We start from the raw sequence: 16,048 nt of genomic DNA on the forward strand, positions 1-16,048 counted from the left end.
CCTTCACGGGAGCGTGGATTGAAATTTCTGCCATAGTAGGCCTCCTGCATTTGATATTCGTCGCTCCCTTCACGGGAGCGTGGATTGAAATAATTGATTCTTCTTTTCGTTGGCTAACAATATCTTGTCGCTCCCTTCACGGGAGCGTGGGAAATTTTGAATGGTGATTGAGAGGTGCGAACATCATGTGTCGCTCCCTTCACGGGAGCGTGGATTGAAATAAAATGATTGATCGTGTAACTCGTCTATGCTATAAGGTAGCTTCCTTCATTTTGAAAATTTTCATGAACCCAAGATACTTATTTATTATTTATATAATATATTTAGTTGTTCTCTTTCATATCTATCCAAAAAAAACCACCTATTAGGTGGTTTTTTTCAGTATCTATCACTGCTTACTAGAAGAACTTGAGCTGCTTGAGCTGTCGCTGCTGGATTCAGAACTGTCTTCTGAGGAGCTGGTGCTTTCAAATTGTTCTGGGTGGAGCGCTCGATAGCTTGGAGCATCAAAGAGGTCAATGGTCGATTCGCCCTTACGTTGGCTATAGAGACTGGTTGATTGGTCTCCTTTTTCTTCCTCGATTTTCTTCAATGCTTTGAAAGAGTGGTTGTAAGAGTATTTCTTGACATCTACCTTGCCCAAGTCATTACCCTCGTAGAAGCGAATCAAGTCACCGGTTTGAATAGCGTCACTAATCTTCAGCTGAGTATTGGCAGCATTACGAATGTCATCCAGTTCTTTTTTGATGGTTTCGTCTGGATTGGTAATTTCCTCACCGGTTTGAGTGTAGTAAGTCCGTCCATTGAAGCTAGTGTATTTTGGTGTGACAAAGTTATTGCTGGATCGGAAAGCTGTAATTTGCTGATGCTGAGTTGATAGCATATCCTGGCCGACCTGAAGGTAGTTTTTAGAGTCAATACCCAGCAAATGCTCCAATGTTGGCAGCATATCTACTTGACCACCGTATGTATCTATTATCTTTCCTTTGTCCATGCCAGGAATTACGACCATGTAAGGGACGCGTTGCATCATGGCATTGTCGTAGTTGGACCAAGTCTCAGAAGTCTTTCCTACAAGAGGGGCCAAGTTAGGATTACGGGTTTGGGAAATTCCAAAATGGTCTCCATAGAGAACGATAATAGAGTTGTCATAGAGGCCGGATTTTTTGAGATAATCAAACAAGGCCTTGACAGAAGAATCTAAATAGTTGGCAGTAGCAAAGTAGCCATTGATAGTCTCATCCTTGGTCTTAGCCAGCGGGAATCCAATCTCGTCACCAATCAAGCTAGTCGTGTAAGGATAGTGGTTGGAAACCGTGATATATTTAACATAGAAAGGCTGCTGTAGGCGCTCCAGGTATTTGATGGAATCTTTCAGCATAATCTTGTCATTTAAGCCGTACTGGAAGGAGTTAGTGTCGTCCTGCTTAGTAAAGTAAGACGCGTCGAAGAAATAGTTATAACCCCATTGTTTATAGGCTGTATTGCGGTTCCAGAAGCTTCCAGCATTACCATGGAAAACAGCAGAAGTATAGTCGCCGTTTTTGGAAAGAATAAAAGGTGCAGCTTGCTGGGTATTAGTACCACCGTAGTTAACCATGAAGGAGCCTTGGTTGAGACCGAAGAGCCCAGTTTCAATCATGGTTTCAGCATCAGAAGTCTTACCAGCCTTAACCTGGTTGAAGACATTTGAGAAAGCTAGAGTCGAATTGGAGTGGTAGAGGGAGTTGAGAAAAGGTGTCACCTCGTACGATTTTCCATCTGCCTGTAGCTTATAGTCGATCAGGAATTGCTGGAAGCTTTCCAGATGGACATAGATAACATTGCGACCTTTGGCAATACCAAAGTAATCCTTGTTAGGTTCTGCATAGTGATTCTGAATGTATTCTTCTACAGGCTTCAAATCTTCAGCAGAGGCTTTAGAGCGCTCTTTGTTGGCTTGATAGGTTTGATTTCCGCTGTAGCCTAGAAAGGCTGGAAGTCCTAATGCCCGAACGACATAGTAGTTTGAGAAACCACGGGTCAGGAGCTGAGGACGGTCAATTTCCGCCAAAAAGAGATTGGCTGTAAAGAGCATAGTAGAAAGTGCTGTGATGGCAAAGCTAGCTCTCTTATTAAATGGACGATGGTCAACCCTGATGAGCTTTTTATACATGAGGTAGCCCAGGATCGGAAAATCAATCAGATAGATGATATCCCATGGTCTAAATAGGCCGAGGGCAGCTTCACCCAAGCCAGCAGAAACACTGCTGGAAGCCATCATAGTATTGACGGTTACAAAGTCACTGAATTCGCGGTAGTATACGGCATTTGAAAACAGCCAGATAAAGAGCAAAATATAAACAAAAATTGAAAATCCATAGAATATGGTGCTTCTTTTGAAATAAAGCGCTAAGCCAATAAATAATAAGCCTAAGGGGATAGGATTTACAAAGGCTAAGAAGGCCTGATAAAATCCTTGGATATCCAAATTAAAGTCGACAGTGTATGCCCACATGGTTTTTAACCAGTAGAAGCAAAGCAAGGTCAAGACAAAACCTAGTCTGGTACTCATGAAATTGAGTAATTTCCTAGTCATTTTTTTCACAAAAGTACTTCCTTGTCTTATTTCCTAAATTTTTCTGTATCGTATTAAGTATATCACATTTTGTTTTATAGGGTGAACGAAAAGTATATGCTTTGTCTAAATTAACAATCAAGCAGAATTTGCTGAGGAAGATGGCTAAGAGGGCGTAGAAGGATAAAATAGAGGGAGCTAATGTTACTACGGGCTTGCTTTACGTAATTTTTTTGAAATATTTCTCAATATTTGATATAATTTAGAATATGAAAAAGCTTACGGTTTCTCGTTATAAGGAAGAAAAGATTCGGCAGGGTGCCCTGCTTTTAGAAAAAGAAGACTTTCCAGAGCTATCTTTTGATCATCAAGCTGTGGAGCTGGTATCAAGCCAAGGAAAGTTTCTGGGCTGCGGTTATATTTCAAAGCAGAACAAGGGACTTGGCTGGCTTGTTTCTAAGCAAAAAGTAGATTTTGATAAAGATTTTTTTATTTCCTTATTTGAGAAAGCCAAGGAAAAACGTCGTTTTTACCGTCAGGCGGAGGATATTACTGCATACCGCCTCTTTAATCAAGAGGGTGATGGTTTTGCAGGATTGACTGTTGACCAGTACGGGGACTATGCTCTCTTTTCTTGGTACAATCCTTTTGTCTTTTCTTTAAAGGAAGAAATCCTTCAAGCTTTTCAAGAAGTCTTTCCAGAATTAATGGGAGCTTATGAAAAAATTCGTTTTAAGGGGCTGGACTATGAATCAGCCAATGTCTATGGAGCTGAAGCACCAGAGGTCTTTACGGTTTTAGAAAATGGTGTGGCTTATCAAGTATTTCTAAATGATGGTCTCATGACTGGGATTTTTCTAGATCAGCATGAGGTTCGGGCCAGTCTTGTTGACGGCTTAGCCCTTGGGAAAAGCTTGTTAAATATGTTTTCCTACACAGCTGCTTTTTCTGTTGCAGCTGCTATGGGAGGTGCTAGCCAGACGACCTCAGTTGATTTGGCAAAACGTAGTCGGGAACTGTCCGAAGCACATTTTCAAGCCAATGGGTTGACTTTGGACAATCATAGGTTTGTGGTTATGGATGTTTTTGATTATTTCAAATACGCCAAGCGACATGGCCTCAGCTATGATGTTATTGTGCTAGATCCACCAAGCTTTGCCCGTAATAAAAAGCAGACTTTTTCTGTCGCGAAAGATTACCATAAGCTTATCAAAGAATCACTGGAAATTTTAAATCCAAAGGGAGTGCTGATTGCCAGTACCAATGCGTCCAATGTGACGCGTGCTAAATTTAAAAAAGAAATTGAAAAAGGTTTTGCAGGAAAGCACCATCGTTATATCAAAGAATATGGTTTGCCAGCAGACTTTAGTTATAATAAGAAAGACGAAAGTAGTAATTACTTAAAAGTTTTTACGATTAAGGTAGAAGAATGAAGTTAGTTGTCTCTGTCACCCCTAGAAATTTAGAAGAAGCTCAACAGATCGACGCGCAACGTTTTGTAGATGCGGATTTGATCGAGTGGAGAGCAGATTTCTTGGAAAAAGAAGAAATCTTAAAGGTTGCACCAGCTATTTTTGAAAAATTTGCTGGCCGTGAACTGATTTTTACACTTCGGACCAAGGATGAAGGTGGTCATATTCAGCTATCTGATGACGAATATGTGGAAATGATAAAAAAGGTAGCCCAGCTCTATCAACCAGATTATGTGGATTTTGAGTATTTCTCCCACAAGGACAAAATCGATGAAATGCTGGAATTTCCAAACTTGGTCTTGAGTTATCATAACTTTGAGGAAACTCCTGAAAATATGATGGAAATCTTGTCCGAGCTGACTAGCTTAACGCCTAAGGCTGTCAAAGTATCAGTGATGGCTAATAGTGGTCAGGATGTTTTGGACTTGATGAACTATACTCGTGGCTTTAAGACCTTAAATCCTGAGCAGGAATATGTAACCATTTCTATGGGAAGGGTTGGACGCATCTCACGAATTGCATCTGATTTGACGGGTTCTTCTTGGTCTTTTGCTAGTTTAGATGAAGCAACAGCGCCAGGTCAGATTTCTTTGAGCAGCATGAAAAAAATTCGGGATATTTTAAATGAAAATTGATGGACACACTCGTTTGGCTGCTGTCATAGCTAAGCCAATCAAGCACAGTATTTCGCCCTTTATTCATAATATGGCTTATGACCTTACAGATACCAATGCGGTTTATCTGGCTTTTGAGGTGGACAGGGAAAATCTGGAACAGGCTGTTGAAAATATTCGGCTTCATCAGATGTTGGGAGCCAATATTTCTATGCCCTATAAGCAAGAGGTGATTACTTATCTAGATGAGCTTGATGAGTCAGCCTTGCTTATTGGCGCGGTCAATACAGTAGTCAATCAAAATGGTCGACTTATCGGATATAATACAGATGGGCTTGGTTTTTTCAGAAGTTTGTCTAACTTTCATATCAAGGGAAAAAATCTGACAATTCTTGGCGCTGGAGGTGCGGCTTCTGCTATTATTGGTCAGGCTGTGCTGGATGGTGTAGAAAAGGTCTGTGTCTTTGACCTCAGAGATAGATTGGCAGGACATCAAGAGAAAATAGAACAGCTGTCTCGTCGTCTGGGTCATCCTATTCAATTACTAGCTGTTGAAGATCTAGTAGCTCTTTCTGATGCAGTCAATCAATCAGATTTATTTATCAATGCGACAGGTCTGGGAATGGATGGAAAATCACTACCTATTCCAAGCGATTTTGCTTTTCCAAAGGGACTGCTAGTAGCCGATATGACCTATTGTCCGGCTGAGACACCATTTCTGCGCTTGGCTAGAGAACAAGGCCTGCAGACTGTAAATGGTCTGGGTATGTTGCTCTATCAAGCAGAAAAAGCATTTGAACTAATGACAGGTAAAAAGATGCCATCTGAAGAAATCAAAAAAGCCTTGTTAGAAAAATTGGAAATATAGTTTATAGTAGATAGTGTGGGACATTCTTGGACTTTGTAGGCTTTGGGTGTCCATTTTCATATATAAAGGAGGCGCTTATGAAACTAAATGTAAATCTTCCTCATCATCCCTATGATATCATCATCGAAAATGGGGCATTATCTCAGGCTGGAAATTGGCTGAGTCAGCTTTGGCAGCCTCAGAAACTAGTAATTATCACAGATAATCGGGTGGCTAGACTTTACGCAGAGAAGGTTAAATTGAGTTTGGAAGCTGCTGGCTTTAAGGTCTTTACCTTTGATTTTCTTGAAGGTGAAGCTAGTAAAAATCTAACAACTGTTAATAAAGCCTATGAATTTTTGGCAAAGGTCGGTCTAACTCGTAGCGACGGTATCGTGGCCTTGGGTGGTGGAGTTGTTGGTGATTTGGCAGGCTTTGTTGCTTCGACCTACATGCGAGGCATTCATTTCGTTCAGATTCCGACCAGTCTGACAGCTCAAGTGGACTCCTCTATCGGTGGTAAGACAGGTGTCAATACGCCTTGGGCCAAGAATATGGTTGGGACTTTTACCCAGCCTGATGGAGTTCTGATTGACCCTCAAGTTTTGCAGACTTTGGGGAAACGTGAATTGATCGAAGGTATGGGCGAGGTGGTCAAGTACGGCTTGATTGAGGATAAGGAACTCTGGGATGAGCTGTCAGAAATGGATGGCAGTCCAGAGTCGATTTTGGAGCATGCGGAGAGCATCATTTACCATTCCTGCGATGTCAAGCGTAAGATTGTGGTTGAGGACGAGCTGGATAATGGCGTCCGCCTCTATCTGAACTTCGGTCATACCATTGGGCACGCTATTGAAGCGACAGCGGGCTATGGTCAGGTCATGCACGGTGAAGCTGTTGCAATTGGCATGGTACAGGTTTCTCGTGTCGCTGAAAAGCAAGGCCTTATGCCAGCTGGGATTACTGAAGACATCATCCATATGTGTCAGAAGTTTGGCTTGCCGGTGGATTACCAGCCATGGAATGAGAATGCTCTCTATCAGGCACTGACCCATGATAAGAAGGCTAGAGGCAACTCTATCAAGCTAGTACTGGTGCCCGAGCTAGGTTCAGCAAGCATTCACCAGATTCCGCTGGAAGAGATGAAAGAATTTCTGAAGAAATAAGTGCCAGATGGAACCTGAGACAATTGGGGAGTCTAGATGAAGACAAACGGGCTGCCCAGCTTTTCCATCCCAGAATAGGAGAAAATGTATGAGATACTTAACAGCAGGAGAATCCCACGGACCACGTCTGACAGCTATTATTGAGGGAGTGCCGGCTGGTCTTCCTCTGACCGCTGAATACATCAATGCTGAGCTCAAGCGCCGTCAGGGTGGATACGGCCGTGGAGCCCGCATGAAGATTGAAAGCGACCAAGTTGAGATTACGTCCGGGGTTCGGCATGGACTGACCATGGGCGGTCCAATCACTCTCAATGTCACAAATCTGGATCATCAGAAGTGGTTGGAGATCATGAGTGTGGCTGATGTGGATGAAAAGAAAAAAGGGCTACGTAAGATTACCAAACCACGCCCTGGTCATGCGGACTTGGTTGGTGGTATGAAATACCGCTTTGACGATTTGCGAAATTCCCTAGAGCGTTCTTCAGCTCGCGAAACGGCTATGCGTGTGGCAGTCGGAGCAGTAGCCAAGCGTTTACTGGAAGAAATCGGTGTAGAGGTAGCCAGCCATATCGTGACCTTCGGAGGCATTGATATTGATGTCCCGAACAATCTGACTGTAACAGAAATCAAAGAAAGAGCCGCCCAGTCAGAGGTTTCCATTGTCAATCCCGAGCGAGAAGAAGAGATCAAGGCCTACATTGATCAGGTTAAGAAAGACGGGGATACCATTGGTGGTGTCATTGAGACAGTCGTTGGCGGTGTGCCGGTCGGTCTAGGCTCCTATGTCCAATGGGACAAGAAGTTGGATGCCAAGATTGCTCAGGGAGTTGTGTCCATCAACGCTTTCAAGGGAGTCGAGTTTGGCGTGGGCTTTGAAGCCGGCCGTCTCAAAGGTAGTCAAGTCATGGATGAAATCCTCTGGTCCGAGGAGGATGGCTTCACTCGCAGAACCAATAATCTAGGTGGCTTTGAGGGCGGTATGACCAATGGTCAGCCAATCGTGGTGCGAGGTGTTATGAAGCCTATTCCAACCCTTTACAAGCCACTGATGAGTGTGGATATTGAGACCCACGAGCCCTATAAGGCGACAGTGGAGCGGAGTGATCCTACGGCTCTGCCAGCGGCAGGTGTTGTCATGGAAAGCGTGGTGGCAACAGTTTTAGCCACCGAAGTTCTGGAGAAATTCTCTTCGGACAATCTGGAAGAACTCAAGGACGCAGTAGCTCGCCATCGGGAATTTGTCAAGAACTTTTAGAAGTAAGGAGAAGGGCATGGAGAGAAAAACAGTCTATATCGCAGGCCTGGGACTGATTGGAGCTTCCTTGGCTCTGGGCATCAGGCGAGCTCATCCTGAGATTGAAATTCTCGGCTACAATCGAAGTGAGGAATCGCGAAGTGTTGCCTTGGAACGTGGAATGGTAGATCGGGTAACGGATGATTTTGTCACCTTTGCTCCATTGGCTGATGTGATTATTCTAGCTGTGCCCATCGAGCAGACCATAGCATTTATCAAGGAACTAGCGGAGCTGGACCTGAAAGAAAATGTTATCATCTCAGATGCTGGATCGACCAAGGCCGAAATTGTGGCAACAGCAGAAAAGTATCTGCAGAATAAGCCCGTCCGTTTTGTTGGTGCTCATCCTATGGCCGGAAGTCACAAGACCGGAGCCAAGGCTGCTCATGTCACCCTCTTTGAAAATGCCTATTATATCTTCACGCCCTCTAGTCTGACCAAGCCTGGTACGCTTGAGGAAATGAAAGACTTGTTGAGCGGTCTCCAGGCCCGCTTTATCCAGGTGGATGCAGCAGAGCATGACCGAGTGACCAGTCAAATCAGCCATTTTCCGCATATTTTAGCCTCCAGCCTTATGGAGCAAACGGCAGCTTATAGCCAAGAGCATGAGCTGACTCAGTCTTTTGCCGCCGGTGGTTTTCGTGATATGACGCGAATTGCAGAGAGCGAGCCGGGCATGTGGACCTCTATTCTCTTGACCAATCCTCAAGCCATCTTGGAGCGGCTGGAAGATTTTAAAAACCAGCTAGACAAGGTAGCTGCAGCGATTGAGGCTAAGGACGAGACCGCAATCTGGGAATTTTTCGATCGAGGACGGCAAAGTCGCAAACAGATGGAAATTCATAAGCGAGCCGGTGTTGACAGCTTTTACGATCTTTTTGTCGAGGTGCCTGATGAAGAAGGAGCCATTCTTAGCGTCTTAGAACTACTGAGAGGGATCTCTGTTGTCAACATTCGTATCAACGAGGAAAACCGAGAAGATATCAACGGTATTCTGCAAATCACCTTTAAAAATCGTCAAGATTTAGAAAAATCTGCTAAAATAGTAAGAGAAAATACAAGATATCAGGTATTTTTAAATTAAAGAAATGGAGAAATACTATGTCAAATATTTATGATTTAGCCAATGAACTCAACCGTACTTTCCGTGAACTACCTGAGTACAAGGCAGTTTTGGAGAGCAAGGCAGCCATTGATGCAGATAGTGAAGCCAAGTCTCTTTTTGACGATTATATTGCTTTTCAAGGAAAAATCCAGCAATTAATGCAGACAGGACAAATGCCGACACCAGAGTTGCAAGAAGAAATGAAGTCATTCGGAGAAAAAATCCAAGCCAATGCAATTGTGACTGAGTTCTTCACGAAGCAGCAACAACTTTCTGTTTACTTGTCTGATATTGAACGTATTGTCTTTGAGCCAATTCAAGATTTGATGAAATAAAAGCTGACAGTCTGTTTTCTCTTCTGAGTCTACAGGCTTTTTGCTTCAAAAACTTGATTTTTGATGCTTTCTGAGTATAATGAATCATAACGAAAAGGAAATGAGAGGAATTTCTATGTCACGAAAAGTTGCTATTATTGGGATGGGAAATGTTGGAGCTGCGGTCGCTCATGGTTTGATTGCACAAGGAGCTTTTGATGATTATGTGCTGATTGATACTAATGAAGCTAAGGTCAAGGCTGATGCATTAGACTTTCAAGATGCTGCAGCCAATCTCAATCATCATGCTAATATCACAGTTAATTCTTATGAAGCTTTAGCGGATGCTGATGTTATTATTTCAGCCTTAGGAAATATTAAATTACAAGACAATCCAAATGCTGACCGATTTGTAGAATTGCCTTTCACTTCAAAAGAGGTGATTGAAGTTTCCAAAAAAATCAAGGAAGTAGGCTTTAAAGGGATTTTGATTGCCATCACGAACCCAGTTGATGTTGTGACCAGCCTATACCAGCATTATACAGGCCTTCCGAAAGAAAGAGTGATTGGGACAGGTACCTTGCTGGATACTGCTAGGATGAAGCGGGCAGTTGGAGTCCGTTTTGGAGTCGATCCTCGTAGCGTTTACGGCTATAATCTGGGCGAGCATGGAAATTCCCAGTTTACCGCTTGGAGCCAAGTTCGAGTTAAGGGGCAATCTATTAGCAAGCTGACTTCAGAAGAAGTTTTAGAAGAAATTGCTACAGAAGCAATGAGGGGTGGTCACACCGTCTTTTACGGGAAAAAGTACACTTCCTACGGGATTGCTAGTGCGGCTATCCGTTTGGCTTTGGCTGTCATTTCAGATGCCCATGAAGAACTGCCTGTGACAAATTACTATGCACCGCTTGATACTTATCTAAGTTATCCTGCTCTTGTTGGTCGTTCAGGCATTATCGAACAGTTGCAATTGACTTTGACAGAAGAGGAAGAAGCTAAATTAGCTCGTTCGGCCCAATTTATTCAAGATAAGTTTTCAGAACATATTTAATCAGTCAAAAAAGGACCTAATCCTATAACACTCTAATAGATTTAGAGTGTTTTTTGTCTTTAGAAAAGGCTGATCTTCATTTGTTTTCATGCTCTATTTGTGTTAAAATGAAAGGAAACAATTGTGCGAGGTATTCCATGAAACTAAGGACAAATGCAAAAGGTTTAAGAGGAAGTTTGCGTGTGCCAGGTGATAAGTCTATCAGCCATCGCTCCATTATTTTTGGAAGCTTGGCCAAGGGTGTCACCAAAGTTCATGATATTTTGCGTGGAGAGGATGTCCTCTCAACTATGCAGGTTTTCCGAGAGATGGGAGTTCAAATCGAGGATAAAGGAGATCTTGTTGAAATCCATGGCTGTGGCTTTGATGGTTTGCAGGAACCTCAGCGTCCACTTGATATGGGGAACTCAGGTACCTCTATGCGCTTGATTGCTGGCGTTTTAGCTGGTCAGAACTTTTCTGCTCAGATGGTAGGAGATGACAGCTTGTCTAAGAGACCCATGGATCGTATCAGCCTACCTTTGCGACAGATGGGAGTTGAGATTGCTGGCCAAACAGAGCGCGATTTACCTCCTTTGACCATTCATGGCAATCCAAGCCTAAAACCCATTCAATATCAATTGCCTATTGCTTCGGCTCAGGTTAAATCAGCCCTCATTTTTGCAGCTCTGCAAGCACAAGGGGAGTCTCTGATTATCGAAAAAGACTTGACACGAAACCATACGGAAGATATGCTCTTACAATTTGGCGGTCAGCTAAAGGTGGACGGCAAGGAGATTCGAGTAGCTGGTAAACAAGAACTGCAAGCTCAGGAAGTTGTTGTTCCTGGAGATATTTCTAGTGCAGCTTTTTGGCTCGTAGCTGGTTTGGTTGTGCCCAACTCCAAAATTACTCTAACCAATGTCGGTATCAATGAGACTCGGACAGGCATCTTAGATGTGATCCAAGCTATGGGAGGCAAGTTGTCAGTGTCTGAGGTTGATGAAGTAGCCAAGTCGGCAACCATCACTGTTGAAAGCTCGGAACTTCATGGAACAGAAATCGGTGGAGAACTAATTCCTCGCTTAATCGATGAGTTGCCTATTATTGCTTTGCTAGCGACACAAGCTGAGGGACAAACCTTGATCCGAGATGCTGAGGAGTTGAAAGTTAAAGAAACGGACCGCATTCAGGTTGTAGCTGATGCACTCAATGGTATGGGAGCGGACATCCAGCCGACAGCGGATGGAATGATTATCCAAGGGAAAACACCTTTGAAAGGAGCTTCCGTTCATACATATGGAGATCATCGAATTGGTATGATGACTGCCATCGCAGCACTTTTAGTAAAAGATGGAAACGTGGAGCTTGAGAGGGCAGAAGCAATCAATACTAGCTATCCAGACTTTTTTGCTCATTTGGAGGGATTGTTAAGTGACTAAAATACTATTAGGTTTTATGGGAGCAGGAAAGACGACAGTTGGTCGTATACTGGATCCTAATTTTCACGATATGGACGAGTTAATCACTGATGAGATTGGTATGTCAATCAATGATTTTTTTGCCGTAAAAGGTGAGGACGCATTTCGAAAGATCGAAGCAGAGATGCTAGAGAATCTATTGACGAACCAGGCTGAAATAATTTCTCCTGGTGGAGGAATTGTGGTCAATCCACATAATCGAGGCCTGCTTGAAAAGAATCCATACAATATTTATCTACGAGTGGATTTTGATACTCTGTATCAGCGCATTGAGAATGATCTTACCATGCAGCGGCCGCTCTACTTAAACAACACACGAGAAGAATTTAAGAAAATATTTGAAGAGCGTTTGCCTCTCTACGAAGAAGTTGCCACGCATATTATTGATGTGGAAGGAAAAACACCAGAAGAAATTGCGGAGATGATTCGATGCTTGTAGGCTATCTTGGGCCCAAGGGCTCTTTTTCTCATCAAGTGGCTCAGAAGGCTTTTCCAGAAGCACATTTAGAGCCCTATCCAAACATCACAGAAGTCATCAAGGCTTATGAAAGAGGTCAGGTAGACCTATCCATTGTTCCAGTTGAAAATTCGATTGAAGGAAGTGTTCATGAGACTTTGGACTATCTCTTTCATCAGGCGCAGATTCAAGCTGTAGCAGAGCTGATTCAACCAATTAAGCAGCAGCTCCTAGCCTGTCAGACTGATGGACCGATAGAGACAATCTTTTCTCACCCACAAGCTCTTGCTCAGTCTAAGACTTATATTCAGGAGCATTATCCATACGCAAAGTTGGAAGTAACTGCTAGTACAGCTGCAGCAGCACGGCTAGTAGCAAAACATCCAGAGGAGCCTTATGCTGCTATTGCACCAGAAAGGGCAGCTGAGGAGTATGGCTTACAACTTGTGGCAAGAGATATCCAAGAAATAAGCGAAAATTTCACACGTTTTTGGGTTTTAGGACCTAAGAAACCTGAGTTCGCTTTGGAAAAACTTGCTCCCAAACAGACCTTGGGCTTGACCTTGCCGGATAATCTACCGGGGGCTCTCTATAAGGCCTTGTCTGTCTTTGCTTGGCGAGGGATTGATTTGACCAAGATTGAAAGTCGACCTCTAAAGACAGCACTGGGAGAATATTTCTTTATCATTGATGTCAATGGTGAACAGGAGTCTCTGCTCCAATTTGCTCTGGAAGAATTAACAGCTATCGGAATTACTTATAAAATTTTAGGACAGTACAGTGTCCATCTTATTGCATAAATGTCGGGGGAAATATGGCGAAACAACAAGACAATCTGAGCCATCATGAACAATTACGTTTAGATTATTTATATAAAAACTTTCATTACTTAAACGAGCGGGAACAGGAAGAATATAACTATCTGATGCGTAAGGCTCAGGGAGAAATTTTTGTGCCTAGCTACAGAGAAGAGGAAAAACCTGTTTCTGACAAGTTAAAAGAATCTTTACCTGTTTACCCAAATAGAACAAGCCGCAGAAAGGATCGGCAACAGTCTGAAAAAGCTGAGAGGCCTAAAAAACGGCGAATAGAAAAGCCAAGTCAGACTGAACTAGGTCCTGAGGGAGAGGAAAAGAAACCCAAAAAACGCAAGAAAAAATGGACCTTTGGTCGTGTCTTGAAATGGGTGCTTACTTTTATCGTTCTCGTATTGGCTGGAATGCTTGTCATGTTTATCAAAGGAGTCTGGTCAGTACCAGCTGAAAACAAACCGACAGCTGAAGTCTTTCATGGTGAAGATAGTCCAAATGGAACCAATATCCTTATTTTAGGGACAGATGGTCGTGTTGGGCAGACTTCTGATGAAACGAGAACTGATACCATCATGGTTCTCAATGTTGGGGGCAAAGATAAGAAACTGAAATTAGTCAGCTTCATGCGAGATACTCTCGTTAATATTGAAGGTGTTAGCCAGCCCGGCGAGTATGATCAGAAGCTCAACTCAGCCTATACCATTGGTGAGCAAAATAACCACCAGGGGGCAGAATTGGTGCGTGAAATGCTCAAGGATAATTTTGATATCAATATCAAATACTATGCTCTGGTAGACTTTTCAACCTTTGCGACAGCTATTGACACGCTCTTTCCAGAAGGCGTTGCTATGAATGCTCAATTTTCAACGATTGATGGCCAGCCTGTAACGGAAGTAGAAGTCCCAGATGACCTCAATATGAAGGATGGCGTGGTTCCCAATCAAACGATTAAAGTCGGTCCGCAACGGATGGATGGCAGAACCTTGCTTAACTATGCGCGTTTTCGTAAGGACGACGAAGGTGACTTTGGTCGGACCCGTCGCCAGCAGGAAGTATTGACAGCAGTGATTCAGCAATCCAAAAATCCAATGAAACTCTTTTCAGGCTCAGAAGCTTTGGGTAAGGTCTATGCAATGACCTCTACAAATCTACCTTACACTTTCCCTTTGACCAATAGCTGGTCTCTCTTGAGTGGGGCAGCTGGTGGAGTTGAACGTGTCACCATTCCTGACTTAGGCGACTGGCAAGATGCCTATGATATGTACGGTGGCCAAGGTCTCTTGATTGACTTTGAAGCCTATAAGGCCAAATTACAGCAAATGGGCTTGAGATAGATATCTATGATATAATGGAAGGTAGGACAAGTTTCTACCTTTTCTTTTTGGAAATGGCAGAGCGATAAAGCAGAAAGAGAAAAATATGTTAAAGAAAAATGATATTGTAAAAGTTGAAATTGTGGATTTGACCCATGAGGGAGCAGGAGTTGCCAAGGTCGATGGCTTGGTTTTCTTTGTAGAAAATGCTCTTCCAACTGAAAAAATCATTATGCGGGTTCTCAAAGTCAATAAAAAGATTGGTTATGGGAAAGTTGAGGACTATCTTACTAAATCCCCACACCGCAATCAAGACCTAGATCTCGCATATCTACGTACTGGGATTGCTGACTTGGGGCATCTTGCCTATCCAGAGCAGCTCAAGTTTAAAAGCAAGCAAGTCAAGGATAGTCTCTACAAGATTGCTGGCATTACCGATGTGGAGGTCGCTGAAACGCTCGGCATGGGACATCCAGTCAAGTATCGCAATAAGGCACAGGTGCCCGTTCGTCGAGTGAATGGTGTCTTGGAAACTGGTTTTTTCCGTAAAAATTCGCATGATCTCATGCCCCTTGAAGATTTCTTTATCCAAGATCCTGTCATTGACCAAGTCGTAGTAGCTCTTCGAGACCTGCTCCGTCGTTATGATTTGAAACCTTATGATGAAAAGGAACAGTCTGGCTTGATTCGGAACCTTGTTGTGCGACGCGGGCACTATTCAGGACAAATCATGGTCATTTTGGTGTCGACTCGTCCCAAAGTTTTCCGTGTTGAGCAGTTGATTGAACAACTAATTAAGCAGTTCCCAGAGATTGTGTCTGTCATGCAAAATATCAACGACCAAAATACCAATGCGATTTTTGGTAAGGAGTGGCGCACTCTTTATGGTCAGGATTACATTACTGACCAAATGTTGGGGAACGACTTCCAAATCGCTGGTCCATCCTTTTACCAAGTCAATACAGAAATGGCAGAGAAGCTTTATCAAAAAGCTATTGACTTTGCAGGGTTAAAAGCAGATGATGTGGTTATCGATGCCTATTCAGGTATCGGAACGATTGGTTTATCTGTCGCTAAGCATGTCAAAGAAGTCTACGGTGTTGAAGTGATTCCAGAAGCAGTCGAGAATAGCAAGAAGAATGCTGCATTAAATAATATCATAAATGCCCACTATGTCTGCGATACAGCTGAAAATGCCATGAAGAATTGGCTCAAGGAAGGTATTCAACCAACTGCCATTCTTGTTGACCCACCACGCAAGGGATTGACCGAAAGCTTTATCAAAGCAAGCGCCCAAACAGGAGCTGACCGCATTGCTTATATTTCATGTAATGTCGCAACTATGGCGCGTGATATCAAACTCTATCAAAAATTAGGATACGAGTTGAAGAAAGTACAGCCGGTTGACTTATTTCCGCAGACGCATCATGTTGAGGCGGTATCACTGCTTGTACGAGCTGATTCATCAGCGAAGTAGAAGTAGATGCTCCTCCCATGGGATAGGACTCGTAGAATGAGGAGGAAAACCGATGAAATGATACGGTAAGTCCGAACCGCTGAGTGCATGGCTCTGCTCTTCCGATCTG

14 protein-coding genes are annotated in these 16,048 nt (G+C 43.2%); 13 read left to right on the plus strand and 1 reads right to left on the minus strand.

The window, feature by feature from the left end; genetic code table 11:
- Positions 1-388 precede the first annotated feature (388 nt).
- A complete protein-coding gene (locus HMPREF3108_RS02260; RefSeq protein WP_070493130.1) occupies positions 389-2,587 on the minus strand; it encodes an LTA synthase family protein in 2,199 nt (732 codons plus the stop codon).
- A gap of 239 nt (positions 2,588-2,826) precedes the next feature.
- Here HMPREF3108_RS02260 and HMPREF3108_RS02265 point away from each other — a divergent pair, with 239 nt between their 5' ends.
- From HMPREF3108_RS02265 to rlmD, 13 genes are all read left to right on the plus strand, one after another.
- Positions 2,827-3,990: a class I SAM-dependent rRNA methyltransferase gene (locus HMPREF3108_RS02265; protein ID WP_060553432.1), complete on the plus strand. Its 1,164-nt coding sequence runs from the start codon at positions 2,827-2,829 to the stop codon at positions 3,988-3,990.
- On the plus strand, positions 3,987-4,664 hold the full coding sequence (gene aroD, locus HMPREF3108_RS02270) for a type I 3-dehydroquinate dehydratase (protein WP_012130463.1): 678 nt from the start codon (positions 3,987-3,989) through the stop codon (positions 4,662-4,664). The genes HMPREF3108_RS02265 and aroD overlap by 4 nt, the downstream gene beginning before the upstream one ends.
- On the plus strand, positions 4,654-5,511 hold the full coding sequence (locus tag HMPREF3108_RS02275; protein WP_060553434.1) for a shikimate dehydrogenase: 858 nt from the start codon (positions 4,654-4,656) through the stop codon (positions 5,509-5,511). The genes aroD and HMPREF3108_RS02275 overlap by 11 nt, the downstream gene beginning before the upstream one ends.
- Before the next feature lie 77 nt (positions 5,512-5,588).
- Positions 5,589-6,656, plus strand: a complete 1,068-nt coding sequence (gene aroB / locus HMPREF3108_RS02280) for a 3-dehydroquinate synthase (RefSeq protein WP_060553436.1) — start codon at positions 5,589-5,591, stop codon at positions 6,654-6,656.
- A gap of 88 nt (positions 6,657-6,744) precedes the next feature.
- A complete protein-coding gene (gene aroC, locus HMPREF3108_RS02285) occupies positions 6,745-7,911 on the plus strand; it encodes a chorismate synthase (RefSeq protein WP_048778653.1) in 1,167 nt (388 codons plus the stop codon).
- A 16-nt stretch (positions 7,912-7,927) separates the two neighbouring features.
- Positions 7,928-9,034, plus strand: coding sequence for a prephenate dehydrogenase (locus HMPREF3108_RS02290; protein WP_070493133.1), 1,107 nt, complete (start codon positions 7,928-7,930; stop codon positions 9,032-9,034).
- A 17-nt stretch (positions 9,035-9,051) separates the two neighbouring features.
- Positions 9,052-9,390: a YlbF/YmcA family competence regulator gene (locus tag HMPREF3108_RS02295; RefSeq protein WP_008809305.1), complete on the plus strand. Its 339-nt coding sequence runs from the start codon at positions 9,052-9,054 to the stop codon at positions 9,388-9,390.
- 115 nt (positions 9,391-9,505) lie between these two features.
- Complete coding sequence (locus tag HMPREF3108_RS02300; protein ID WP_020992603.1) at positions 9,506-10,420, plus strand: L-lactate dehydrogenase; 915 nt, start codon at positions 9,506-9,508, stop codon at positions 10,418-10,420.
- Between the two features lie 137 nt (positions 10,421-10,557).
- Complete coding sequence (gene aroA / locus HMPREF3108_RS02305) at positions 10,558-11,841, plus strand: 3-phosphoshikimate 1-carboxyvinyltransferase (RefSeq protein WP_070493136.1); 1,284 nt, start codon at positions 10,558-10,560, stop codon at positions 11,839-11,841.
- Positions 11,834-12,319, plus strand: coding sequence for a shikimate kinase (locus HMPREF3108_RS02310; RefSeq protein WP_048775197.1), 486 nt, complete (start codon positions 11,834-11,836; stop codon positions 12,317-12,319). Before aroA ends, HMPREF3108_RS02310 begins: the two co-directional genes overlap by 8 nt.
- A complete protein-coding gene (gene pheA / locus HMPREF3108_RS02315; RefSeq protein WP_048775195.1) occupies positions 12,310-13,137 on the plus strand; it encodes a prephenate dehydratase in 828 nt (275 codons plus the stop codon). The genes HMPREF3108_RS02310 and pheA overlap by 10 nt, the downstream gene beginning before the upstream one ends.
- A 14-nt stretch (positions 13,138-13,151) precedes the next feature.
- Complete coding sequence (locus HMPREF3108_RS02320; protein ID WP_048775192.1) at positions 13,152-14,483, plus strand: LCP family protein; 1,332 nt, start codon at positions 13,152-13,154, stop codon at positions 14,481-14,483.
- Between the two features lie 85 nt (positions 14,484-14,568).
- On the plus strand, positions 14,569-15,939 hold the full coding sequence (rlmD, locus tag HMPREF3108_RS02325) for a 23S rRNA (uracil(1939)-C(5))-methyltransferase RlmD (protein WP_048775190.1): 1,371 nt from the start codon (positions 14,569-14,571) through the stop codon (positions 15,937-15,939).
- Positions 15,940-16,048 lie beyond the last annotated feature (109 nt).

Source organism: Streptococcus sp. HMSC10A01 (assembly GCF_001807785.1).
GTDB lineage: Bacteria > Bacillota > Bacilli > Lactobacillales > Streptococcaceae > Streptococcus > Streptococcus gordonii.